The following is a 23,297-nucleotide window of genomic DNA, read 5'->3' as shown; positions in this document are numbered from 1 at the left end:
CGTCCCGCATGTCCCCGCATGTCCCCCGGGGCAGGGCCCGACCCGGGTCGTGACGAGAGATCCAGGAGCACCATGACGGAGTTCTTCAACCAGCTCGTGATCGGGCTGAGCCTCGGCGCGCTCTACGCGCTGATCGCGGTGGGCTACACCGTGGTCTACGGCATCGTCCAGCTCATCAACTTCGCCCACGGCGAGGTCTTCATGATCGGCGCCTTCGGCGCCTTCGGGACGTGGACGGTGCTGTCGTCCGTCACCAACGTCACGACCGCCCTGTGGGTCCTGCCGGTGATGATCGTCGGCGCGGTCGCCTGCTCGGTCCTCGTGGCGGTGCTCATGGAGCGCTTCGCCTACCGGCCGCTGCGCAACGCGCCACGCCTGGCGCCGCTCATCACCGCCATCGGCGTGTCGGTGTTCCTCCAGGAGTTCGTGCGCCTCAACTGCTTCAGCCGGGTCTGCTTCTCGGAGAACTTCCGCGATGGGAACCCGCTGACCTTCTGGGGCGCCTTCCCGGACGCCAAGAGCAAGATCCCCTTCCCGCAGATCGACGGCGTGACCGGCCCCGGCCCGACGATCGGTGGCGTGACGATCCAGAAGTCCGCGATCTTCACCGTCGTCGCGCTGGCCGTCTGCGCCGCGCTGCTGTGGTACTTCGTCAACCGCACCAAGCTCGGCCGAGCGATGCAGGCCGTCTCGCAGGACCCCGACACCGCCAAGCTCATGGGCATCAACGTCGACCGGATCATCGTCGTCGCGTTCGTCCTCGGCGCGGTGCTCGCCGCCGTCGCCGGTGTCGCGCAGGGTCTGCAGAACGCGAACATCGACTACCGGATCGGCTTCCTCGCGGGCCTCAAGGCCTTCACCGCCGCCGTCCTCGGCGGCATCGGCAACATCCAGGGGGCCGTCGTCGGCGGCCTGTTCCTCGGGGTCGTCGAGGCGATGGCCTCGACGTACATCCCCGGTCAGTTCGGCGGCTCGGCCTGGAAGGACGTGTGGGCCTTCGTGCTCCTCATCATCGTCCTGGTCTTCCGGCCCCAGGGCCTCCTCGGCGCGCGGGTGGTGGACCGGGCATGAGCACCTCCACCGCCTCCCCCGCCGTGACCCCCGACGAGCCCACCGGCATCCAGGCCGTACGACGTCGCTACGCGCACCTCGCGTGGCCGGTCGCCCTCGCCGGCGCCGTCCTGCTCCTCGTCGGGTGCCTGCTGTCGTGGAACTACGACACCACCGTCCTCGGCGACCTGTCGATCTACTTCTACCCGGGCCCGCTGCAGATCCTCATGATCATCGTGGCGGTCGCCGCGATCGTGCTGCTGCTGGCCTACCGCGGACCGCTGCACCGCCTCGGCGAGTGGCTCGACGTCGCCTCCGGGCTGACGGCCGTGGGCGTCGGCGCGAGCATCTACATGCTGCTCGTCGTCGTCGCGGGCGGCATCCAGGCCGGCGGCCTGGTCAACGTCGACCCGGGCGGCTGGGTGTCCTTCGTGGGCGCGCTGCTGCTCCTGGCCGGTGCCTACCTCCTGCCCTCCACCGACCGGCGCGACGCGATCCACGCGAGGCTGCCCGGCTGGGTCGAGATCGCCACGATCGTCGTGCTGCTCGCGGTGGCGCTCTTCGGGGCGGCCTTCGCCCTCGGGCAGGACGACGGCACGATCTTCGTGCTGTTCCTCGTCTTCGCGGGGACCCTCGTCGCGGGCCTGGTCCGCTGCGGGTTCTTCGCCTGGGTGGGGATCATCGCCCAGAAGCACCGCGAGGTGCTGACCCTCGGGGCGTTCGTCGTCGCGTTCCTCTTCCCGTTCACCCAGAACGGGTCGGACGCCAACATGTCGATCGCCACCCAGGTCATCATCTTCGCGGTCACCGCGCTCGGCCTCAACATCGTCGTCGGGCTCGCCGGCCTGCTGGACCTGGGGTACATCGCGTTCCTCGGGGCGGGCGCCTACGTCGGTGCGACGCTCTCGATGTCGGCCTTCGCGACGATCTCGTGGAAGCCGCCGTTCATCGTCGTCGTCTTCGTCGGCGCGCTGTTCTCGGCCACGCTCGGCCTCATCATCGGCACGCCGACGCTGCGGGTGTCGGGCGACTACCTCGCCATCGTCACGCTGGCCTTCGGCGAGATCTTCCGCCTGGCCATGGGCAACTTCGACGGCGACAACGGCCCCGACCTCACCAACGGCCCGAACGGCATCCCCGCCATCCCGGACCTGGCCATCGGGTCGTTCAACTTCGGCGACACGCACACCGTCCTCGGCATCCCGCTGGGCCGGTTCGCGAACTACTACTTCCTGCTCCTCGTCGTCGCGGCGGTCATCATCACGGTCTTCACCCGGCTCAACAACAGCCGGATCGGCCGCGGCTGGGTGGCCATCCGCGAGGACGAGAAGGCGGCCGAGGCCATGGGCGTCAACGTCTTCGGCCTCAAGCTGTTCGCCTTCGCCAGCGGCGCGTTCCTCGCTGGCATGGCGGGCACGATCAAGGCGCACCAGGACGTGTCGGTGACGCCGGACCAGTACGTCTTCCTCGAGTCGGCCTTCCTGCTCGCCGCCATCGTCCTCGGTGGCATGGGCACGGTCGGTGGCGTCCTCGTCGGGGCGGCGATCCTGCGGCTGCTGCCGGAGAAGCTGCGCTTCATCTCCGACTACCGCTACCTCATCTTCGGCATCCTGCTCGTCCTCGTCATGCGCTTCCGCCCCGAGGGCCTCGTGCCCAGCCAGCGGCGGCGCCTGGAGTTCCACGAGGACGACGAGCGGCTGGCGAGCCGGATCGAACAGGTCCACCTCGAAGAGGAAGGAGCCAAGGCATGACCGCCTCCCTCGAGCAGGCCCCGGCCGACCGCCACCTCGGCGCCCCGGTGCTGGAGGCCCGCGGCGTCGTCATGCGCTTCGGCGGCCTCACCGCGGTCAACGACGTCGACCTCACCGTCCGCGAGGGCGAGATCGTCGGCCTCATCGGGCCCAACGGCGCCGGCAAGACGACGTTCTTCAACTGCCTCACCGGGCTCTACCTGCCCACCGAGGGGCAGGTGACCTTCCGCGGGGCGGTGCTGCCGCCGAAGCCGCGCAAGGTCGTCCTCGCCGGCATGGCCCGCACGTTCCAGAACATCCGGCTCTTCGGCAACATGACCGCGCTGGAGAACGTCATGGTCGGGCGGTACTGCCGCACGAGCGCGGCGGCCCTCACCTCGATCATCCGCGGGCCGAAGTTCCGGCGCGAGGAGGCCGAGACCCGGGCCCGGGCCCAGGAGCTGCTCGACTACGTCGGGCTCGGCTCCTCGACCGAGCTGCTGGCCCGCAACATGCCGTACGGCGACCAGCGGCGCCTGGAGATCGCCCGCGCCCTCGCGACCGACCCCAAGGTGCTCCTGCTCGACGAGCCGACGGCGGGCATGAACCCGCAGGAGACCCGCGAGGCGATGGAGCTGATCTTCCGGATCCGCGACTCCGGGATCGCCGTCGTCGTCATCGAGCACGACATGCGGTTCATCTTCAACCTGTGCGACCGGGTGCTCTGCCTGGTGCGCGGCGAGACCCTCATCGAGGGCACGCCGGGCGAGGTCCAGTCCGACCCGCGGGTCATCGAGGCCTACATCGGCACCGGTGACGAGGGGGACGACGACGAGGACGACGTACCCGCGGCCGACCCGCAGGACGCCGTACGGGACGAGAAGGAGGGTCGCGCGTGAGCGCCATGCTCGAGGTCAAGGACCTCGTCGTCGCCTACGGCAAGATCGAGGCGGTCAAGTCGATCTCGTTCTCCGTCGAGGAGGGCCAGGTCGTCACCCTCATCGGCACCAACGGCGCCGGCAAGACGACGACGCTGCGCACGGTGTCCGGGCTGCTCAAGCCGGTCAGCGGGTCGATCACGTTCCAGGGCAAGCCGATCAGCGGCACCGCCGCGCACTCGATCGTCGAGCTGGGGATCGCGCACTCCCCCGAGGGGCGGCGGATCTTCCCGCGGCTCAGCGTCGAGGAGAACCTCCTGCTCGGCGCGTTCGCCCGCAAGGACTCGGCCAACATCCGGCACGACCTCGAGGCGGCCTTCGACCTCTTCCCCATCCTGCGGGAGCGCAGCAAGCAGCCGGCGGGGACGTTCTCCGGCGGCGAGCAGCAGATGCTCGCGATGGGCCGGGCGATGATGAGCCGGCCCAGGCTGCTCATGCTCGACGAGCCCTCGATGGGCCTCTCGCCGCTGATGATGAAGCGCATCATGTCGACGGTGAAGACGCTCCAGGAGCAGGGCACGACGATCCTGCTCGTCGAGCAGAACGCCCAGGCCGCGCTCCGGCTGGCCGACAAGGGCTACGTCCTCGAGGTCGGCTCGATCGTCCTCGAGGGCACCGGCAAGGAGCTGCTCACCAGCGACGAGGTCCGCAAGGCCTACCTGGGCGAGGACTGAGCACCACCCCCGCCCGTACGACGCCGCGCCCGGTCCCCCACGCGGGGGGCCGGGCGCGACCGCGTACGGAGGCGGTCGGCGCGGTCAGCCGGCCCGGCGGGTCGTCCTCGGGGACGAGGAGCGCGCGGCCGCCGTGCGGGTGACCGTCACCGCCGCCGTGGCCTTCTTCGCCGTCTTCTTGGCCGCGGTCTTCTTGGCGGCCGTCTTCTTGGTCGTGGTCTTCGTCGTGGTCTTCGTCGTGGTCTTCTTCGCCGCCCCCTTGGCCGGGACGACGACCGGCGCCCGCCGGGCCCGCGCCGTGCTCGGGCGCGGCGAGTGGCCGGCCTTCTCGAGGATCGGCTTGAGGAACTGCCCGGTGAACGACGCCTCGACCGAGGCGACGTGCTCCGGCGTGCCCTGCGCGATGACCGTCCCGCCGCGCTTGCCACCCTCGGGCCCGAGGTCGACGATCCAGTCGGCCGACTTGATGACGTCGAGGTTGTGCTCGATGACGATGACCGTGTTGCCCTTCTCGACCAGCCCCTGGAGGACCTCGAGGAGCTTGCGGATGTCCTCGAAGTGCAGCCCCGTCGTCGGCTCGTCGAGCACGTAGACCGTGCGCCCCGTCGAGCGCTTCTGCAGCTCGGTGGCCAGCTTGACGCGCTGCGCCTCGCCGCCGGACAGCGTCGGTGCCGGCTGGCCGAGCCGGACGTACCCCAGCCCGACGTCGTTGAGGGTGGTCAGGTGCCGGCTGATCGACGGCACGGCGGCGAAGAAGTCGACGGCCTCCTCGATCGGCATGTCGAGGACGTCGGCGATCGTCTTGCCCTTGAAGTGGACCTCGAGCGTCTCGCGGTTGTAGCGGGCGCCGTGGCACACCTCGCACGGGACGTAGACGTCCGGCAGGAAGTTCATCTCGATCTTGATCGTGCCGTCGCCGGAGCAGTTGTCGCAGCGACCGCCCTTGACGTTGAACGAGAACCGGCCCGGCTGGTACCCGCGGATCTTCGCCTCCGTCGTCTCGGCGAACAGCTTGCGCATGTTGTCGAAGACCCCGGTGTACGTCGCCGGGTTCGACCGCGGGGTGCGCCCGATCGGGCCCTGGTCGACGTGGACGACCTTGTCGAGGTGCTCGAGCCCGGCGACCGTCTTGTGCCGGCCCGGCACCTGGCGCGCGCCGTTGAGCTTGTTGGCCAGCACCGTGTAGAGGATGTCGTTGACCAGCGTCGACTTGCCCGACCCGGACACGCCCGTCACGGCGACGAGGTTGCCCAGCGGGAAGGAGACGGTGACGTCCTTGAGGTTGTTCTCCTTGGCCCCGACGACGGTCACCTCGCGGCCGTCCTGCCCGCGGCGCTCCGCCGGCACCGCGATCTCGCGACGGCCCGACAGGTACTGACCGGTGATCGAGTCGGGGTGCTCGAGCAGGCCCTGGACGGTGCCGCAGTGGACGACCTGCCCACCGTGCTCCCCCGCGCCCGGGCCGATGTCGACGACCCAGTCGGCCGTGGCGATGGTGTCCTCGTCGTGCTCGACGACGATGAGCGTGTTGCCCAGGTCGCGCAGCCGGGTCAGCGTGTCGATGAGCCGGTGGTTGTCGCGCTGGTGCAGTCCGATCGACGGCTCGTCGAGGACGTAGAGCACGCCGACCAGCCCGGAGCCGATCTGCGTCGCCAGCCGGATGCGCTGCGCCTCGCCACCGGACAGCGTCCCCGCCGGCCGGTCGAGCGAGAGGTAGTCGAGGCCGACGTCGAGCAGGAAGCCCAGCCGGGCCTCGATCTCCTTGATGACCCGCGCGGCGATCTGCCGCTCGCGCGCGCTGAAGTCGACGCCCGACAGGAACTCGGCCGCCTCGTTGATGGCCAGGGCGCAGACCTCGGAGATGCTCCGGTCGCCGATCTTCACGGCGAGCACCTCGGGCTTGAGCCGCGCCCCCTTGCAGGTCGGGCACGGCACCTGGCGCATGTAGCCCTCGTAGCGCTCCCGGCTCCACTCGGAGTCGGTCTCCGCGTGCCGGCGCTTGACGAAGGGCACGACGCCCTCGAAGCCGGTCGTGTAGGACCGCTCGCGGCCGTAACGGTTGCGGTAGCGCACGTGGACCTTGTAGTTCTGTCCGGTGAGCAGCGCCTCCTTGGCCCGCGCCGGCAGCGAGTGCCACGGCGCGTCCATGGAGAACTTGAGGTCCTCGGCGAGCGCCGCGATGACGTTCTGGAAGTAGTCGGCCGACCCGCTGCCCTGCGCCCACGGCGCGATCGCGCCCTGCGCGATGGACAGGTCCTGGTCGGGGACGAGCAGCTCGGGGTCGACCTCGAGCTCGGTGCCGATGCCGGTGCAGGTCGGGCAGGCCCCGAACGGCGCGTTGAACGAGAACGAGCGCGGCTCGATCTCGTCGATGGCGATCGGGTGGTTGTTGGGGCAGGCCATCTTCTCCGAGAAGCGGCGCTCGCGGACGGCGTCCTCGTCCTGCGGGTCGACGTCGACGAACTCGACGAGCAGCACGCCGCCGGCCAGGCCGAGGGCGGTCTCGACGGAGTCGGTGAGCCGGCGCTTGGACCCGGCGTCCCCGCCGCGCGCCACGAGCCGGTCGACGACGACCTCGATGGTGTGCTTGTACTGCTTCTCCAGCTTCGGCGGGTCGGTGAGGCTGATGACCTCGCCGTCGACGCGGGCGCGGGCGAAGCCCTTGGACTGCAGGTCGGCGAAGAGGTCGACGAACTCGCCCTTGCGGGCCTGGACGACCGGCGCGAGCACCTGGAACCGGGTCCGGTCGGGCAGCTCGAGCAGCCGGTCGACGATCTGCTGCGGCGACTGCCGGGTGATCGGCTCCCCGCAGGTCGGGCAGTGCGGCCGGCCGGCGCGCGCGAAGAGCAGACGCAAATAGTCGTAGACCTCGGTGATCGTGCCGACGGTCGAGCGCGGGTTGCGGTTGGTCGACTTCTGGTCGATCGAGACCGCGGGCGACAGTCCCTCGATGAAGTCGACGTCCGGCTTGTCCATCTGCCCGAGGAACTGGCGGGCGTAGGAGGACAGCGACTCGACGTACCGGCGCTGGCCCTCGGCGAAGATCGTGTCGAAGGCGAGCGAGCTCTTGCCCGACCCGGACAGGCCGGTGAAGGCGATGAGGCTGTCGCGCGGGAGCTCGACCGAGACGTCCTTGAGGTTGTGCTCGCGGGCGCCGCGGACGACGAGCGTGTCGTGGCTGCGGCGGGGTGTGGGGGTCGTGGTGGAGGGCGCGGGCGTCACCCCTCAACCTTAGGTGGGCCCACCGACAGGGGTCCTCCAGGACGGGGACCCCCCTCGCGGATACGCTCGCCGCATGCCCGCCAGCGAGGACGCGCACCCGGCTCCGCACGGCGGAGCCCCCCACCGGTCGAGCGGTTCGGGCGCCACCACGGGCCCCGGCCAGCGCGACGAGCGCCCGGCCTCCCAGCCCGGTCACGCCGCCTCCTCGACCCCGCCCGAGACCGTCCCCATCAGCGAGTACGCCGTCATCGGCGACCTCCAGTCGTGCGCGCTGGTCAGCCGCCAGGGCTCGGTCGACTGGCTGTGCCTGCCCCGCTTCGACTCCCCCTCGTGCTTCACCGCCCTGCTCGGGACCCCCGACCACGGCCGGTGGCTGCTCGGCCCGGCCGACCCCGAGGGCGTGACGACGACCCGCCGCTACGTCGGCGAGACGTTCGTGCTCGAGACGACCCACGTCACCCCCACCGGGACCGTCCGGGTCGTCGACGCCATGCCGCTGGGCGACCACCGCCACGACATCGTCCGGATCGTCGAGGGCGTCGAGGGCACGGTCCGGATGCGGCACGAGTGGGTCGTCCGGTTCGGCTACGGCCGGATCAAGCCGTGGGTCAGCCGCGGCCTCGGCCCCGGCGGCGACGCCGACCGGGTCATCACCGCCGTCGCCGGGCCCGACCTGCTCGTGCTGCGCGGGTCGCGGCTGCCCCGTCCCGTCGACGGCCGCCACGTCGACGTGTTCGACGTCGCCGCCGGCGACCGGCTCGCCTTCTCGACGACCTGGCTGCCCTCCCACCTGCCGGTCCCCCACGACGTCGCCACCGACGCCACCGTCCGGGTCACCCTCGACTGGTGGGAGGACTGGGCCCACGGCATCCGCCACGAGGGCCGCTACCACGACGCCGTCGTCCGCTCCCTGCTCGTCCTGCGCCTGCTCACCAGCTCGACGACCGGCGGCATCGTCGCCGCGCCGACGACGAGCCTGCCGGAGGACTTCGGCGGCGAGCGCAACTGGGACTACCGCTTCTGCTGGCTGCGCGACGCCTCCCTCACGCTCAGCGCCCTCGTCTCGCACGGCTACGTCGAGGAGACCGCGCTGTGGCGCCGCTGGCTCATCCGGGCCGTCGCCGGCGACCCCGAGGACCTGCAGATCATGTACGCCGTCGACGGGGCCCGCGAGCTGCCCGAGCAGACCCTCGACCACCTGCCCGGCTACGCCGGCTCGCGTCCCGTCCGGGTCGGCAACGGCGCCGTCGGGCAGCGCCAGACCGACGTCCTCGGCGAGGTGATGATCGCCCTCGCCGAGGGCCGCGACGCCGGCCTCGAGGACGACACCCGCGCGTGGCGGATCCAGACCGCTCTGGTCGACGAGCTCGCCGAGCGGTGGCAGGAGCCCGACCACGGCCTGTGGGAGATCCGCGGGCCGCAGCGCCACTTCACCCACTCGCAGGTCATGGTGTGGGCCGCCTTCGACCGCGCGGTGAAGGCCGTCGAGCAGGGCCTGCCCGCGCCGGAGGAGACGGTGGCGCGCTGGCGGTCGGTGCGGGACGCCGTACGGGCGCGGGTGCTGGAGAAGGGGTACGACGCCGAGCGCGGCACCTTCGTCCAGCACGACCAGACCCGCGAGGTCGACGCCAGCCTGCTCGTCCTCGCGCAGTGCGGCTTCGTCGAGCCGCACGACCCGCGCTTCCTCGGCACGGTGAAGGCGGTCGAGGAGGACCTGCTGCGCGACGGGCTGGTGCTGCGCTACCGCACGGACAGCGGCGTCGACGGGCTCGGCGGCGACGAGCACCCGTTCCTCGCGTGCTCCTTCTGGCTCGTCGACGCCTACGCGCGCACCGGGCAGCTCGACAAGGGGCACGCCCTGATGGACCGGCTGGTCGGGCTCGCCAACGACGTCGGGCTGCTGTCCGAGGAGTACGACCCGCAGGGTGACCGGATGGCCGGCAACATGCCGCAGGCCTTCTCGCACCTGGCCCTCATCGGCGCCGCCCGCCAGCTGGCGACCGCCCGCGCCGCGGCGGGGCGCGACACCGCCGACGTCTAGGGTTGGCGTCATGAGTCCCACTGGCGCGACCCCGGCTCCTCGACGCCCGGCGACGGACCTCGAGCTGCTGGCGACCGAGACGCAGCGGCTGCTCGCGACGGTGGCCGGGCTCGACGACGCCGCGGTCGCCGCGCCGAGCGCCTGCGCCGGCTGGACCCGCGGCCACGTCGTCACCCACCTGGCCCGCAACGCCGACGCGCTGCGACGCCTCACCCGCACGGTCCTCACCGGCGACCGCCTGCCGATGTACGCCTCCGAGGAGGCCCGCGACCAGGAGATCGAGCAGGGTGCCCCACGGCCCGCCCACGAGCAGGAGGACGACCTGCGGTTGGCGAGCGAGCGCTTCGCCGCGTACGCCGCCCCGCTCGGGACCGAGGAGTGGCTCGGCGACGAGCAGGTCACCGCCCGGGCCGGCCGCACCCTCCCCGCGCGCGACCTGCCGTGGATGCGCCTGCGCGAGGTCGTCGTCCACCACCTCGACCTCGACGCCGGCTTCGCGTACGACGCCCTGCCGCCGGACCTGCAGCACGACCTCCTCGTCGACCAGGCGGCGCGGCTCGGCGTCGGCGGCGTCGCCGTACGGCTGCTCAGCGACGAGGGCGACGACCTCGTGACGACCGAGGCCGGGGGCCCGACCGTCACGCTGCGCGGCCCACGGGCCGCGCTCCTCGGGTGGAGCACCCGGGGACTGACCGACGGGGTCGCCGCCGACGGCGACCTCCCCACCCTGCCCTTCGGAGGCTGACCCCCATGACCGACTCCCAGACCCCCGCCGCGCCCTCGGGTGCCCCCGCGTCGTCGTACGACGGCGACGTCGCCCCCGGCGGCCCCGCGCAGGTGCGCGAGCTGCCCGGGCTGACCATCCGCAAGCTGGCCGTGTCGGAGATGAGCAACAACGTCTACCTGCTCACCGACACGGCGACCGGCGAGCAGCTGCTCGTCGACGCCGCCGACGACGCGGAGGCCATCCTCGCCCTCGTCGCCGAGGCCGGCGGGCGGCTGGTCAAGGTCGTCACGACCCACCAGCACTGGGACCACCACCGCGCCCTCGCCGCCGTCCTCGACGCGACCGGGGCCCGCAGCGCCGCCGGCGAGGACGACGCCGACGCGCTGCCCGTCGCGCCCGACCGGCGCCTCGCGCACGGTGACACCGTGACCTTCGGCGACGTCACCCTCGACGTCGTCCACCTGCGCGGCCACACCCCCGGGTCGGTGGCGCTGGCCTACGAGGACGCCGACGGCCGCACGCACCTCTTCACCGGCGACTCGCTCTTCCCCGGCGGCGTCGGCAACACGAAGAACGAGGGCCAGAGCTTCGAGGACCTCATCGCCGACGTCACCGAGCGCGTCTTCGACGTCTACGACGACGACACCTGGGTCTACCCCGGCCACGGCGGCGACACGACCCTCGGCGCCGAGCGCCCGCACCTGCCGGAGTGGCGCGAGCGCGGCTGGTGACGACGGTGACCGTCACGCGGTGCGCGTGACGGTCACCTCGACGAACATGTCGGACGCGGGGGCGCCGGTGAAGACGCCGGTGAGCGGCGGGACGTCGGCGTAGTCGCGGCCGTGGGCGACCTCGACGTGCAGGTCGCCGGGGACGACGAGGTTCGTCACGTCGATGCCGAGCCAGGTGCCGTCCCACCACTCGACCCAGGCGTGCGACTCCCCCGGCACCGGCTCGCCCAGCGGTGCCTCGGGGTCGGGCAGGACGTAGCCGGAGACGTAGCGGGTGGGCACGCCCACGGAGCGCAGCGCGCCGATGGTCAGGTGCGTGAGGTCCTGGCACACCCCGGCCCGGGCGGCCCACGCGTCGGCCGCGCTCGAGGCGACGTGGGTCGAGCCGGTCTCGTAGCGCACCTCGTCGTGGACGAGCCCGACGACCGCGTCGACCAGCGCGGCCGGGGAGGACGCCGTACGGCGCAGGTCGGCGACCCGGGCGGCGAGGTCCGGCGGCGGCGCGACGCGGTCGGTGACGGCGAGGTACTCGCACGGCTCGGACCCGACCGACGCGGCGGCGAGCGCGTCCCAGGTCAGGCCCTGCCCGGTGCGCGGCGGGCGGTGCACGTCGAGCGACGACGTCGCGGTGACGACGAGCTGCTCGTGCCGCTCGTGCAGCTCGAAGGCGGTGACGTGGGTGCCCCAGTAGTCGACGTACTGGAACGACCACGGCGTGGGCGTCACCTCGACCCGCGTGGAGAAGACGGTCTGCTCGGCCGTCGTCGGCGGGGTGAGACGCACCTCGTCGAAGGAGACGAGGGCGCCCTGCGGGTAGCGGTAGCCGGTGCGGTGCCGGACGACGAGGCGCGCGCTCACAGGTCGCCCACCCGCCAGCCGGGCGTCGCCGGCGTCGGGAACCACCGGGCCGCGATGGCCTCGCTGGCCCTGGTCGCCCGCTGCTGGATCCGCTCCATCTCGCCGGCGAGGTCGGTGAGCACGTCGGCGAGCGGCCGGTACTCCAGCTCGGCCCGCGCGCGGCCGAGGAGCCGCGCCGCCTCGCCGTGCGTGCCGGGCCCGCCCCGGCGCGGGGCGCCGTAGTCGAGCGCGGCGACGCACGCCTCGGCCTGCTGCAGCGAGTGCAGCACCGACCGGGGGAAGAGCGGGTCGAGCAGGAGGAACTCGGCCGCCTCGCGCTGCGCGAGCCGGCCGCGGTAGGTGCGGGTGAACGCCTCGAGCGCCCCGCAGGCCCGCAGCGTGGTGCCCCACACGGTGGCGGTGCCGGCGGACAGCGACGCGTTGGACAGCAGCCGCGCCGTCATGTCGACCCTCTCGATGCTGCGGCCGAGGACGAGGAACTGCCAGCTCTCGTCGTGGGTGACCGTCCCCTCGACGAGCCCGGAGATCATCGCGACGCGCTCGACGACGAGCCGCGACGCGAGGTGCGGGCGCATCGCCTGCAGCTGCCCGTGGGCGACCGCGTGCCAGGTCGTGTTGATGGCCTCCCACACCTCGGCCGACACCGTCTCGCGGGCGCGCCGGGCGGACTCGCGGGCGCACCCGATGGCGTAGACCGTCGAGCTGCCCGAGTCGGGGTCGTGGCCGAGCAGCCGCAGGACGAGGGCGTTGTCGACGCGGGTGCCGGCCGGCAGGTCGACGGCCTCGATGCCCATGACCTCGAGCAGGGTCCGCGACGCCGCGGCCTCCTCGACCGACGGGTCCTCGACGAGGGTGCTGAGGTGGCTGTCGAGGATCCGGGCGGTGGCGTCGGCCCGCTCGAGGTAGCGCCCGATCCAGAAGAACGACTCGGCGATCCGGCTCAGCACGGCGCACCCCCCACGACGTCGCCGTACGGCGCCCCGCCGGACTGCTGCTGCTGCTGCTCCATCTGCCGCAGATCCAGGCGGCCGGTGGGCGGCTCCTGGACGAGCCGCGCGGTGGCGCCGGGCAGGGCCGAGCGCGACAGTACCCAGGTGTCCTTCGACCCGCCGCCCTGGCTGGAGTTGACGATGAGCTCGCCCTCGGGCAGGGCGACCCGGGTCAGGCCGCCGGGCAGCACCCACACCTCGCGGCCGTCGTTGACGGCGAACGGGCGCAGGTCGACGTGCCGCGGCCGCAGCGCCCCGTCGATGAAGGTCGGGTGGGTGGAGAGCTGGACGACGGGCTGCGCGATCCAGCCGCGCGGGTCGGCGAGCACCTTCGCGCGCAGCTCGTCGAGCTCGGCGCGGCTCGCGCGCGGGCCGATGACGATGCCCTTGCCGCCGGAGCCGTCGACCGGCTTGAGGACGAGCTCGTCGAGCCGGTCGAGCACCTCCTCGCGGTGCGCCGGCTCCTCCATCCGCCACGTGTCGACGTTGGGCAGGACGGGGTCCTCGGCGAGGTAGTAGCGGATGAGGTCCGGCACGTAGGTGTAGACGAGCTTGTCGTCGGCGACGCCGTTGCCGAGCGCGTTGGCGACGGTGACGTTGCCGACCCGCATGGCGTTGACGATCCCGGCGACGCCCAGCAGCGAGTCGGCGCGGAAGTGGACCGGGTCGAGGAACTCGTCGTCGACGCGGCGGTAGATGACGTGGACCGGCTCGAGCCCGTTCGTCGTCCGCATGAGCACCCGACCGCCGCGGCAGACGAGGTCGCGGCCCTCGACGAGCTCGACCCCCATGAGCCGCGCGAGCAGCGCGTGCTCGAAGTAGGCCGAGTTGTAGACGCCCGGGGTGAGGACGACGACCGTCGGGTCGGCGACCCCGGCCGGGGCGGTCGCCCGCAGCGCGGCGAGCAGCTGGCGCGGGTAGCGCGCCACCGGGCGGATCCGGTGGTCGGCGAACACCTCGGGCAGCGCCGTCGCCATCGCCCGGCGGTTGGTCATGACGTACGACACGCCGGACGGCACCCGCACGTTGTCCTCGAGGACGCGGAAGGTGCCGGCGTTGTCGCGGACCAGGTCGATCCCGGCGACGTGCACCCGCACCCCGCCGACCGGCTCCAGCCCGTGGACGACGCGGTGGAAGTGCGGCGAGGAGAGCACGACGTGCCGCGGCATCACCCCGTCGCGGAACAGCCGGCCCTCGCCGTAGACGGCGTCGAGGAACGCCTCGAGGGCCCGCACCCGCTGGGCGACGCCGCGCTCGACCGGCGCCCACACGTCGGGCTCGATGAGCCGCGGGACGAGGTCGAGCGGGAAGGGCCGCTCGACGCCGCCGAGGTCGAAGGTGACGCCCTGGTCGACGTACGAGCGGGAGAGCGACTCGGCCCGCACGTGCAGGTCCTCGGGGCCGATCTGCTGCACCCGCCGGCCCAGGGCGGCGTACCCGGGTCGCACGCTCGCGTCGGGCGCGAACATCTCGTCGTACGGCGTGTCCGGCGTCGGTTCGACCGGTCCCCTCGCCTCGTACACCTCGAACGGCGCGCTCACGTCGCCGACCCTAGTGAGCCCGTGTTTCGCTCGCATGTCCCACGCCGACGAGGGACGCGACGACCTCCCCCACCGCGGCGAAGGTCGGCAGGACGCTCGTCCCGTGGTCGCGGCCCGCGGCGGACACGATGTCGGTGCCCGACCCGCCGCGCCCGAGCCCGGTCGCGACGACGGCCACGACCGCCCACCGGCCCGGCTGGGGCTCGACCAGCGCCACGTCGGCGCGGACCCCGAAGATCTCGCCGGTCTTCGAGGCGACAGGCACCGACTCGGGCAGGTAGGCGGGCAGGCCCTCGCGGAACTGCTGCCGGCCCAGCACGTCGAGCGCGACCCCGGTGCGCTCGTGGTCGAGCAGGCGCCTCTCGCGCAGGGCGACGAGCAGGTCGACCAGGTCGGCCGCGGTCGTCTCGTTCTGCAGGCCGCGTGCCGCGGCCTGCGCGTCCATGAGCCGGCGGCGTAGGTGGGTCGCGCGGGTCGGCACGAGCGCGAGCGCGGCGGCGACCGCGCCGGGGCCGACGACCTCGTCGAGCCGGTCGAGCAGGACGTTGGTCGCGTCGTTGTCGCTGAGGCAGATCATCAGCAGCAGCAGCTCGTGCACGGGCAGGGCGGTCAGCGACGGCAGCAGCTCGAGCGGGCCGCTGCCCCCGACCCGCTCCCCCGGCGGCGGCAGCGGCACCGGCTCGTCGAGGGCGAGCCGGCCGTCCTGGACGGCGCGCAGGACGGCGACGAGGACGGGCACCTTGATCGTGCTGGCCGAGGGGACGACCCGGTCGGCGCCCACGTCGAGGGCCGCGCCGTCGTGGCGCCGTACGGCGAGGGCGACCTCGCCCGGCGCGGCGGCGACGAGGTCGCGCAGGCGCTGCACCGCGCCGCCCGGCAGCGCGGGGACGGTCATCGGCGCAGGCCGGCCGGGACGACCCGGTGCCGCGCCGCGCGGACCCCGGCGACGTCGGCGGCGCCGAGCAGGCCCATCCCGTGGGCGAGGTCGGCCGTCACCGCGCCGAGGACGTCGCCCACCCCCTGAGCACCACCGGCCGCGAGACCCCACACGACGGGTCGCCCGAGCAGGACGGCGTCGGCGCCGAGCGCGAGCGCGACGAGCACGTCGATCCCGGTGCGGATCCCGCCGTCGACGAGGACCGGCGCCGCCCCGCCGACCGCCTCGACGACGTCGGGCAGCACGTGGGCGCTCGCGACGACCCGGTCGAGCTGGCGTCCGCCGTGGGTGCTGACGACGACCCCGGCGGCGCCCGCCTCGAGGCAGCGCTGCGCGTCCTCGCCGCCGAGGACGCCCTTGACGAGGACCGGCAGGCCGGTGAGCTCGTGCAGCCAGCGGATGTCGGCCAGGTTCGCCGGCGCCTGCGCGAGCGCGGTGGACAGGTCGGCCCCGCGCGGCACGTGGCGGGCCATGTTGACGGCGAGCACCTCCTCGTCGACGGGCACCGGGCCCGACGCGGTGCGGGTGCGGACGGAGACGTACGGCGTGTCGCCCGTGAGCACGATCGCGGTGGCCCCCGCCGCGACGGCGCGCTCGGCGAGGCCGGCGGTGACGGCGCGCTCGCCGACGAGGTAGGACTGCCACCACCACGGGGTGCCACCGGCCCGGAGCGCGTCGGCGACGTCCTCGAGCGGCACGGTCACCCGCGAGGAGAGCACCATGAGCGAGCCCGCCGCGGCGACGCCCCGCGCGGTCGCGAGCTCGCCCTCGTCGTGGACGAAGCGGTGGTACGCCGTCGGCGCGGCCAGCACCGGGGTCGCCACGACGTCGCCGAGGACGCGCGTCGCGGTCGAGATGCTCGAGAGCGGTCCGACGCCGGCGAGGATCTGCGGGACGAGGCGCCAGTCGCGCCAGGCCTGCTCCGCCTCGCCGAGGGTGACCTCCTGCCCCGACCCGGTCTCGAGGTAGTCGAGGGCGGGGGCGGGCACGACCTGGTGAGCGCGCCGGCGGACGTCCTGGAGCAGCGGCAGCATGCCGCCAGTCTGGCCCAGCCCGGTCGCGGTCGACGGCGGTTCCCGGCTCGGCGGGTCGGGCGGTCCGTGTTTGGATGGCGGGATGACGTCCTCCCGGCTCGCCCACGTCACCGTCCCGGTCGCCAACGTGTGGACGAGGGCCGACTCCCCGCGGGCGGTGGACGCCGCCGCGACGGCCGCCTCGCCCGACGTGACCGGGTGGCTGGCGCTGCTCGACGAGCGCCCCACCGACGGCCACGACGGTGACGGGCGGCTGGGGTTGCACGGCCGCCTCGACACCCAGCTCGCCCTGGGCGAGCCGGTGCTCGTCGACGACGAGGACCCCGACCTGCCCGGGTGGGTGCACGTCGTGGCGCCGTGGCAGCCGAGCTCGCTCGACCCGCGCGGCTACCCCGGTTGGGTGCGCGCCGCCCACCTGAGCGAGCCGGGTGACCCGGGCGAGGCGGGGGTCCCACCCCTCCCCGACGTCGACCCGCAGGTCGCGCGCCTCGCCGCCGAGGCCGAGCACCCGCTGCTGGGCGTCTCCCGGCGCCATCTCGGCCTGCCCTACCTCTGGGCGGGCGCGACGCCGTACGGGCTCGACTGCAGCGGGCTGGTCCACCACGGGTTCCGCGCCCTCGGGCTCGTCGTCCCCCGCGACGCCGACGACCAGCAGGACGCGGCCGAGCCGGTCGACCTGGACGAGGTGCGACCCGGCGACCTGTACTTCTTCACCAAGCCGGGCGCGACCCGGGCGTACCACGTCGGGGTCGTCGTCCGGCCCGGCGCCATGGTGCACGCCCCGGAGACCGGGCAGGGCCTGGTCGAGGAGGCGCTCACCCCACCCCGGCAGGAGACGCTGAGCGGCGCCGGACGGTTCGTGCTGCCACTCTGAGCGCTCCCTGTGGGCCGGCTGGGAACAATCCCTGTCCACAGGGCGTTCCCTCGGCGGTCCGCAGCACACCCCTGTGCCATGCTGGACCTCGCGAAGGGGAGTATCCCCTCCACGGTGTCCTCGTCATCACGGCGGTCCCCAGCGGCCGCCCGGGGAGCCGGCCGCCGTCCCGCACCGGACGCGGTGGGAGAGACCTTCGGTCGATACGCCATGTCGCCGACCGGAAGGCTGCCCGCCCGTGAACGTCCCCACCTGGGTCTGGATCACCACCATCGCCGTCATGGCGCTGGCTCTCGCCGTCGACGTCGTCGTCATCGGGCGGCGCCCGCACGTGCCGTCGATGCGCGAGTGCGCCATCGCGCTGGGCTTCTACGTCGGGCTGGCCGTCGCCTTCGGGGTCGGCGTCTGGGCGCTGGCCGGAGGGCGCTACGCGGGCGAGTTCTACGCCGGCTGGCTGACCGAGTACAGCCTCTCGGTCGACAACCTCTTCGTCTTCCTGCTCATCATGGCCAGCTTCAAGGTGCCCGAGAAGCTGCAGCAGACGGCGCTGCTCGTCGGCATCATCATCGCCGTCGTGCTGCGCGGCATCTTCATCGCGCTGGGTGCCGTCGTCATCAACCAGTTCGCCTGGGTCTTCTACCTCTTCGGCGCGTTCCTGGTCTACACCGCGGTCAAGCTGGCCACCGGCGGCGAGAGCGACGACGACGAGTACCAGGAGAACCGCTTCCTCGCCTGGGTCGAGCGGCGCCTGCCGGCGACGAAGGAGTTCGCCGGGGCGCACCTGACGACGCGGGTCGACGGCAAGCGGCTCGTCACGCCGATGTTCATCGTCATCCTCGCGCTGGGCACGACCGACCTGCTCTTCGCGCTCGACTCGATCCCGGCGATCTACGGTCTGACCAAGGAGCCGTACCTCGTCCTCGCAGCCAACCTCTTCGCCCTCATGGGTCTGCGGCAGCTGTACTTCCTCATCGGCGGCCTGCTCAAGAAGCTCGTCTACCTCAGCCTCGGCCTGGCCGTGCTGCTCGCCTTCATCGGCGTCAAGCTCGTCCTGCACGCCCTGCACGAGAACACGCTGCCGTTCGTCAACGGCGGCGAGGGCCTGCCCGTCCCCGAGATCCCCATCTCGGTGTCGCTCGGCGCCATCGTCGTCATCCTCGGCACGACGACCGTCGCCAGCCTGCTCAAGACCCGCCACGACGAGCGGCAGGCCACCCCCGTCGCCTGACCGCAGGCGCCGCCGTACGGCGGCGCGCGTCAGCCCAGGCGGCGCAGGCGGACCGTCTCGGCCATGGCCTCGAGGGCGGTGACGGCCTCGGGGGACGGGGCGGCGGCGATGTCGGTGACGACGTAGCCGAGCTCGCCGCGGGTGGCCAGCACCTGGCCCTCGATGTTGACGTCGTGCTCGGAGAGCAGCTGGTTGACGCGGGCGAGGACGCCGGGGACGTTGCTGTGCAGCAGCGCGAGCCGGTGCGCCGACGGCGGGCCGTCGAGCAGCGCCGTCGGCAGGTTGACGCTCAGCGAGGTGCTGCCGCGCTCGACGTAGTCGCGCAGCTTGCCCGAGACGAACCGGCCGATGTCGCGCTGCGCCTCCTCGGTCGACCCGCCGACGTGCGGGGTGAGGATGACGTTGGGCAGCCCGCGCAGCTCGGACTCGAAGCCGTCGCCCTGCGCCTTGGGCTCGACGGGGAAGACGTCGAGGGCGGCGCCGGCGAGGTGGCCGCTGCGCACGGCGTCGGCGAGCGCGGCCGTGTCGACGACGAACCCGCGCGAGAGGTTGAGGAAGACCGAGCCGGGCTTCATCGCCGCGAACTCCTTGGCCCCGAACAGCCCGGCGTTGCCGATCCGCCCGTCCACGTGGATGCTCACGACGTCGGCGACCTGGAGCAGCTCCTCGAGCGACGGGAGCGCCCGGGCGTTGCCCATCGGCAGCTTGTCGTCGCCGTCGACGTAGACGACGCCCATCCCGAGCGCCTCGGCGAGGACGGAGAGCTGGCTGCCGATGTTGCCGTAGCCGATGATGCCGAGTGTGCGGCCGCGCATCTCGTGCGCGCCCTTGGCGGACTTGTCCCACAGGCCGCGGTGCAGCGCGTCGCTCTTCTCGGTCAGCCGCCGGGTGAGCGCGATCATCTCGGCGATGGCCAGCTCGACGACGCTGCGGGTGTTGGAGAACGGCGCGTTGAAGGCGGCCACCCCGTGCGCGGTCGTCGCCTCGAGGTCGATCTGGTTGGTGCCGATGCAGAACGCCCCGACCGCGAGCAGGTCGGTCCCGGCGTCGAGGGCCGCCGGGGTGACCCGGGTGCCGGAGCGGATGCCGAGCAGGTGCACGCCCGGCAGCGCCGCCACGAGCTCGGCCTCGTCCATCGCTCCCGGGTGCTCGTGGACCTCGTAGCCGGAGGCCTCGAGGGTCGCGCGGGCGTCGGGGTGGATCTTCTCGAGCAGGAGCGCCTTCACGCGTCCATGCTCTCAGCCCCCCGCGGCGACCCGTCGGGGGCGCCCACCAGATGGTCGTCCGGCGAGCCGTCCGCCCGCCCGGCCCGCTCGGCACGGTCGTGCGGGTCGCCCGAGCGCAAGGGGGACAACCAGCCCAGCAGGGCCGCGAGGACGCTCGCGCAGGCGAGGACGAGCATCGTGCGCTGGACGCCCAGCCCGCCGGCCAGCGCGCCGGCGGCCACCGCCCCCAGCGACCAGCCGACGCCCCAGGCGAGCATCCGCGCGGTCGTGTTGACGCGGCTGAGCAGGTGCTCCGGGGTCACCGTCTGCCGGTAGGTGATGCTCGCGACGAGGACGAGCTGGTAGGCCACCCCCCAGGCGACGAGGACGAGCGCCGCGACGACCCACGAGCGGGTGAGGGTGGCCGCGATGCCCGCCGCCGCGGACAGCGGCATCGCGAGCAGGCACACCCGCGTCGCCCCGAGCCGTCGCTGGAGCCGGGCGCTGGCCGTCGCCGCGGCGACACCACCGATCCCCCACACGCTGTAGACCAGCCCGAACCGCCACCCGGACGTCCCGATCCCGAGCACCCGGTCCGACCACGGGACGAAGAGGGCCATGAACCCGCCGCCGGCCGCGGACTGCAGGGTCCCCATGAAGGTCAGGGTCCGCACCCCCGTGTGCCGCCAGAGGAACCCCAGCCCCTCGCGGACCTCCCCCACGACGGCGGCCCGGCCGCCCCGTCGCTCCCGGGTCCGCGAGAGCGGACGACCGATCCGGGCCACGAGCACCGCGGAGACGGCGTACGACGCCGCGTCGACGACGAGCAGCTCGGCCGGGTGCAGCACCGCGAGCACCGCCCCGGCGGCGGCCGGCCCGACGAGGTCGACGACCCCGCCGACGCTCCACACCGCGGCGTTGGCGTCGGCGACCCGGGCGGTGCCGACGAGCACCGGCAGCGCGCCGAAGTTCGCGCCGTCGTAGAACGTGAACACCGTCTGGACGAGGAAGGCCGTCACGAGGACGTGCGGCACGGTGAGGTGCCCGAGGAACCACGCCAGGGGCACGGACCCGACGACGACCACGTTGACCAGGTCGGCGGCGACCATCAGCCGGCGCCGGTCGACCCGGTCGGCGACCGCCCCGGCGACGAGCCCGACAAGCAGGTAGGGCAGCGCCTCGAGCGTCGTCGTCAGCGCGGTGAGCCCGGGGGACCCGGTCAGCCGGTAGACCAGCACCGGCAGCGCGACCGTGGTGACCACCGTGCCGGTCACCGACACGACCCGCGCCCACCAGTAGCGACGGAAGTCGCGGTCGGCGCGCAGCGGGAGGGTGCTCACGACCGAGGCGGTGCTCACGTCAGGAGGTGGCGCGCTGCATCTGGCGGAGCTCCTTCTTGAGGTCGCCCAGCTCGTCGCGCAGCCGGGCCGCGAGCTCGAACCGCAGCTCGGCCGCCGCCTGGTGCATCTGCGCGGTGAGCTCCTGGATGAGCGAGGCGAGGTCGGCCGCGGCCATCGAGCCGGCGTCGCCGCCGGACCCGCTCGTCGCGACGTCGGCCGCCATCGCCCCTCGCCCGCCCGCGGACGGCGCGCCGCCGTTCTTGCGGCCGCCCTTGCCGCGCGACTGGGCGCGCCCGCTGCCGAGCAGCGCCTCGGTGTCCGCGTCCTCGCGCGCGAGCAGGTCGGTGATGTCGGCGATCTTCTTGCGCAGCGGCATCGGGTCGATGCCCCGCTCGAGGTTGTAGGCGATCTGCTTCTCGCGGCGGCGGTCGGTCTCGTCGAGCGCCTGCTGCATCGACGGCGTGACCTTGTCGGCGTACATGTGGACCTGGCCGCTGACGTTGCGCGCCGCGCGGCCGATGGTCTGGATGAGCGATCGCGTGGAGCGCAGGAACCCCTCCTTGTCGGCGTCGAGGATGCTCACCAGCGACACCTCGGGCAGGTCGAGACCCTCGCGCAGCAGGTTGATGCCGACGAGGACGTCGAACTCGCCCATCCGCAGCTCGCGCAGCAGCTCGACGCGGCGCAGCGTGTCGATGTCGGAGTGCAGGTAGCGCACCCGCACCCCCTTGTCGAGGAGGTAGTCGGTGAGGTCCTCGGCCATCTTCTTCGTCAGGGTCGTGACGAGGACGCGCTCGTTGCGCTCGGTGCGCGTCGAGATCTCGTGCAGCAGGTCGTCGATCTGGCCCTTGGTCGGCTTGAGCACGATCTCGGGGTCGACGAGCCCGGTCGGGCGGATGATCTGCTCCACCGGGGCGCCGGACTTGGCCAGCTCGTAGTCGCCCGGCGTCGCCGACAGGTAGACCGTCTGCCCGATCCGCTCGAGGAACTCCTCCCACTTCAGCGGCCGGTTGTCGGTCGCGCTGGGCAGCCGGAAGCCGTGGTCGACGAGCATCCGCTTGCGGGACATGTCGCCCTCGTACATCGCGCCGATCTGCGGCACGGTCTGGTGCGACTCGTCGATGACGAGCAGGAAGTCCTCGGGGAAGTAGTCGAGCAGGCAGTTGGGGGCGGACCCGGGGGCGCGACCGTCGATGTGTCGCGAGTAGTTCTCGATGCCGCTGCACGAGCCGACCTGGCGCATCATCTCGATGTCGTACGTCGTGCGCATCCGCAGCCGCTGCGCCTCGAGCAGCTTGCCCTGCCGCTCCAGCTCGGAGAGGCGGTCGGCGAGCTCGAGCTCGATGCCCTTGATCGCCCGCTCCATCCGCTCCGGGCCGGCGACGTAGTGCGTGGCGGGGAAGACGTACATCTCCTCCTCCTCGCGGATGATCTCGCCGCTGACCGGGTGCAGCGTGTAGATCCGCTCGACCTCGTCGCCGAACAGCTCGATCCGGACGGCGTGCTCCTCGTAGACCGGGATGATCTCGACGGTGTCGCCCCGCACCCGGAACGTGCCGCGGGTGAAGGCGAGGTCGTTGCGGGTGTACTGCATCTGGACGAACCGGCGCAGCAGCTCGTCGCGGTCGAGCCGGTCGCCGACCCGCATCCGCACCATGCGGTCGACGTACTCCTGAGGGGTGCCCAGGCCGTAGATGCACGAGACGGAGGCGACGACGACGACGTCGCGGCGGGTCAGCAGCGAGTTCGTCGCGCTGTGCCGCAGCCGCTCGACCTCCTCGTTGATCGAGGAGTCCTTCTCGATGTAGGTGTCCGTCTGCGGGATGTACGCCTCGGGCTGGTAGTAGTCGTAGTAGCTGACGAAGTACTCGACGGCGTTGTTGGGCAGCAGCTCGCGGAACTCGTTGGCCAGCTGGGCGGCCAGCGTCTTGTTGGGCGCCATGATGAGCGTGGGGCGCTGCACCTGCTCGATGAGCCAGGCGGTCGTCGCCGACTTGCCGGTGCCGGTGGCGCCCAGCAGGACGATGTCCTCCTCGCCGTCCTTCACCCGTCGCGCGAGCTCCGCGATGGCGCTCGGCTGGTCACCGCTCGGGGAGAACTCCGACTCCACGCGGAACGGGGCCACGGTTCGCTTGATGTCGGTTGTCGGACGCATGTCCCCACCGTAAGGCCGACCAC

18 protein-coding genes are annotated in these 23,297 nt (G+C 72.9%); 9 read left to right on the top strand and 9 right to left on the bottom strand.

Annotated elements, in window-relative coordinates; genetic code table 11:
• Positions 1-72 precede the first annotated feature (72 nt).
• From FB458_RS15985 to FB458_RS15970, 4 genes are read left to right on the top strand one after another with little or no spacing between them, the layout of a single operon-like run.
• Complete coding sequence (locus FB458_RS15985) at positions 73-1,071, top strand: branched-chain amino acid ABC transporter permease (RefSeq protein WP_141849373.1); 999 nt, start codon at positions 73-75, stop codon at positions 1,069-1,071.
• Entirely contained in the window at positions 1,068-2,801 is a 1,734-nt protein-coding gene (locus tag FB458_RS15980; protein ID WP_141849372.1) for a branched-chain amino acid ABC transporter permease, read from the top strand. The genes FB458_RS15985 and FB458_RS15980 overlap by 4 nt, the downstream gene beginning before the upstream one ends.
• Positions 2,798-3,679: an ABC transporter ATP-binding protein gene (locus FB458_RS15975; protein WP_141849371.1), complete on the top strand. Its 882-nt coding sequence runs from the start codon at positions 2,798-2,800 to the stop codon at positions 3,677-3,679. Before FB458_RS15980 ends, FB458_RS15975 begins: the two co-directional genes overlap by 4 nt.
• A 5-nt stretch (positions 3,680-3,684) precedes the next feature.
• Positions 3,685-4,392: an ABC transporter ATP-binding protein gene (locus FB458_RS15970; protein WP_246061608.1), complete on the top strand. Its 708-nt coding sequence runs from the start codon at positions 3,685-3,687 to the stop codon at positions 4,390-4,392.
• 84 nt (positions 4,393-4,476) lie between these two features.
• On the opposite strand, the gene uvrA is transcribed toward FB458_RS15970, so the two are convergent.
• Complete coding sequence (gene uvrA, locus FB458_RS15965; RefSeq protein WP_141849369.1) at positions 4,477-7,614, bottom strand: excinuclease ABC subunit UvrA; 3,138 nt, start codon at positions 7,612-7,614, stop codon at positions 4,477-4,479.
• A gap of 73 nt (positions 7,615-7,687) precedes the next feature.
• Here uvrA and FB458_RS15960 point away from each other — a divergent pair, with 73 nt between their 5' ends.
• From FB458_RS15960 to FB458_RS15950, 3 genes are read left to right on the top strand one after another with little or no spacing between them, the layout of a single operon-like run.
• A complete protein-coding gene (locus FB458_RS15960) occupies positions 7,688-9,655 on the top strand; it encodes a glycoside hydrolase family 15 protein (RefSeq protein WP_141849368.1) in 1,968 nt (655 codons plus the stop codon).
• Positions 9,656-9,665: 10 nt separating this feature from the next.
• Positions 9,666-10,400: a maleylpyruvate isomerase family mycothiol-dependent enzyme gene (locus FB458_RS15955; RefSeq protein ID WP_141849367.1), complete on the top strand. Its 735-nt coding sequence runs from the start codon at positions 9,666-9,668 to the stop codon at positions 10,398-10,400.
• A 5-nt stretch (positions 10,401-10,405) separates the two neighbouring features.
• Positions 10,406-11,113 carry an MBL fold metallo-hydrolase gene (locus FB458_RS15950; protein ID WP_141849366.1) on the top strand — a complete coding sequence of 236 codons (708 nt, stop codon included), beginning with the start codon at positions 10,406-10,408 and terminating at the stop codon, positions 11,111-11,113.
• 12 nt (positions 11,114-11,125) lie between these two features.
• Here FB458_RS15950 and FB458_RS15945 read toward each other — a convergent pair whose 3' ends face one another.
• The 5 genes from FB458_RS15945 to FB458_RS15925 form a co-directional block, all read right to left on the bottom strand.
• Entirely contained in the window at positions 11,126-11,971 is an 846-nt protein-coding gene (locus tag FB458_RS15945) for a transglutaminase family protein (protein ID WP_141849365.1), read from the bottom strand.
• Positions 11,968-12,918: an alpha-E domain-containing protein gene (locus tag FB458_RS15940; RefSeq protein ID WP_141849364.1), complete on the bottom strand. Its 951-nt coding sequence runs from the start codon at positions 12,916-12,918 to the stop codon at positions 11,968-11,970. Before FB458_RS15940 ends, FB458_RS15945 begins: the two co-directional genes overlap by 4 nt.
• Complete coding sequence (locus FB458_RS15935) at positions 12,912-14,429, bottom strand: circularly permuted type 2 ATP-grasp protein (protein WP_141850641.1); 1,518 nt, start codon at positions 14,427-14,429, stop codon at positions 12,912-12,914. Before FB458_RS15935 ends, FB458_RS15940 begins: the two co-directional genes overlap by 7 nt.
• Before the next feature lie 82 nt (positions 14,430-14,511).
• Positions 14,512-15,396, bottom strand: a complete 885-nt coding sequence (locus FB458_RS15930; protein WP_141849363.1) for a serine hydrolase — start codon at positions 15,394-15,396, stop codon at positions 14,512-14,514.
• Entirely contained in the window at positions 15,393-16,472 is a 1,080-nt protein-coding gene (locus tag FB458_RS15925; RefSeq protein ID WP_141849362.1) for an alpha-hydroxy acid oxidase, read from the bottom strand. Before FB458_RS15925 ends, FB458_RS15930 begins: the two co-directional genes overlap by 4 nt.
• A gap of 82 nt (positions 16,473-16,554) precedes the next feature.
• Between FB458_RS15925 and FB458_RS15920 the strand changes: the two genes are divergently transcribed.
• Both FB458_RS15920 and FB458_RS15915 read left to right on the top strand, forming a co-directional pair.
• The gene (locus tag FB458_RS15920; RefSeq protein ID WP_141849361.1) at positions 16,555-17,346 is read left to right on the top strand and encodes a C40 family peptidase; all 792 of its coding nucleotides are present in this window, start codon (positions 16,555-16,557) and stop codon (positions 17,344-17,346) included.
• A 238-nt stretch (positions 17,347-17,584) separates the two neighbouring features.
• Entirely contained in the window at positions 17,585-18,574 is a 990-nt protein-coding gene (locus tag FB458_RS15915) for a TerC family protein (RefSeq protein WP_141849360.1), read from the top strand.
• A gap of 29 nt (positions 18,575-18,603) precedes the next feature.
• Here FB458_RS15915 and serA read toward each other — a convergent pair whose 3' ends face one another.
• From serA to uvrB, 3 genes are read right to left on the bottom strand one after another with little or no spacing between them, the layout of a single operon-like run.
• Entirely contained in the window at positions 18,604-19,800 is a 1,197-nt protein-coding gene (gene serA, locus FB458_RS15910; protein WP_141849359.1) for a phosphoglycerate dehydrogenase, read from the bottom strand.
• Positions 19,797-21,137 (bottom strand): MFS transporter, encoded by a 1,341-nt coding sequence (locus FB458_RS15905; RefSeq protein ID WP_141849358.1) that lies wholly within the window; start codon positions 21,135-21,137, stop codon positions 19,797-19,799. The genes serA and FB458_RS15905 overlap by 4 nt, the downstream gene beginning before the upstream one ends.
• 1 nt (position 21,138) lies before the next feature.
• Positions 21,139-23,274, bottom strand: coding sequence for an excinuclease ABC subunit UvrB (gene uvrB / locus FB458_RS15900; RefSeq protein ID WP_141849357.1), 2,136 nt, complete (start codon positions 23,272-23,274; stop codon positions 21,139-21,141).
• Positions 23,275-23,297: the final 23 nt, after the last annotated feature.

It is taken from the genome of Lapillicoccus jejuensis (genome assembly GCF_006715055.1).
Taxonomy (GTDB): Bacteria; Actinomycetota; Actinomycetes; order Actinomycetales; family Dermatophilaceae; genus Lapillicoccus; species Lapillicoccus jejuensis.
This window is presented reverse-complemented; position numbering and strand designations above follow the sequence as displayed.

Excerpts from the sequence above, each read along its gene's own strand:
- FB458_RS15935 (WP_141850641.1), bottom strand. The coding sequence starts at position 14,429 with ATGTTCGCGCCCGACGCGAGCGTGCGACCCGGGTACGCCGCCCTGGGC.
- FB458_RS15950 (WP_141849366.1), top strand. The coding sequence starts at position 10,406 with ATGACCGACTCCCAGACCCCCGCCGCGCCCTCGGGTGCCCCCGCGTCG.
- FB458_RS15955 (WP_141849367.1), top strand. The coding sequence starts at position 9,666 with ATGAGTCCCACTGGCGCGACCCCGGCTCCTCGACGCCCGGCGACGGAC.
- FB458_RS15985 (WP_141849373.1), top strand. The coding sequence starts at position 73 with ATGACGGAGTTCTTCAACCAGCTCGTGATCGGGCTGAGCCTCGGCGCG.
- FB458_RS15960 (WP_141849368.1), top strand. The coding sequence starts at position 7,688 with ATGCCCGCCAGCGAGGACGCGCACCCGGCTCCGCACGGCGGAGCCCCC.
- FB458_RS15930 (WP_141849363.1), bottom strand. The coding sequence starts at position 15,396 with ATGACCGTCCCCGCGCTGCCGGGCGGCGCGGTGCAGCGCCTGCGCGAC.
- FB458_RS15975 (WP_141849371.1), top strand. The coding sequence starts at position 2,798 with ATGACCGCCTCCCTCGAGCAGGCCCCGGCCGACCGCCACCTCGGCGCC.
- FB458_RS15925 (WP_141849362.1), bottom strand. The coding sequence starts at position 16,472 with ATGCTGCCGCTGCTCCAGGACGTCCGCCGGCGCGCTCACCAGGTCGTG.
- FB458_RS15980 (WP_141849372.1), top strand. The coding sequence starts at position 1,068 with ATGAGCACCTCCACCGCCTCCCCCGCCGTGACCCCCGACGAGCCCACC.
- FB458_RS15970 (WP_246061608.1), top strand. The coding sequence starts at position 3,685 with ATGCTCGAGGTCAAGGACCTCGTCGTCGCCTACGGCAAGATCGAGGCG.
- FB458_RS15920 (WP_141849361.1), top strand. The coding sequence starts at position 16,555 with ATGACGTCCTCCCGGCTCGCCCACGTCACCGTCCCGGTCGCCAACGTG.
- uvrB (WP_141849357.1), bottom strand. The coding sequence starts at position 23,274 with ATGCGTCCGACAACCGACATCAAGCGAACCGTGGCCCCGTTCCGCGTG.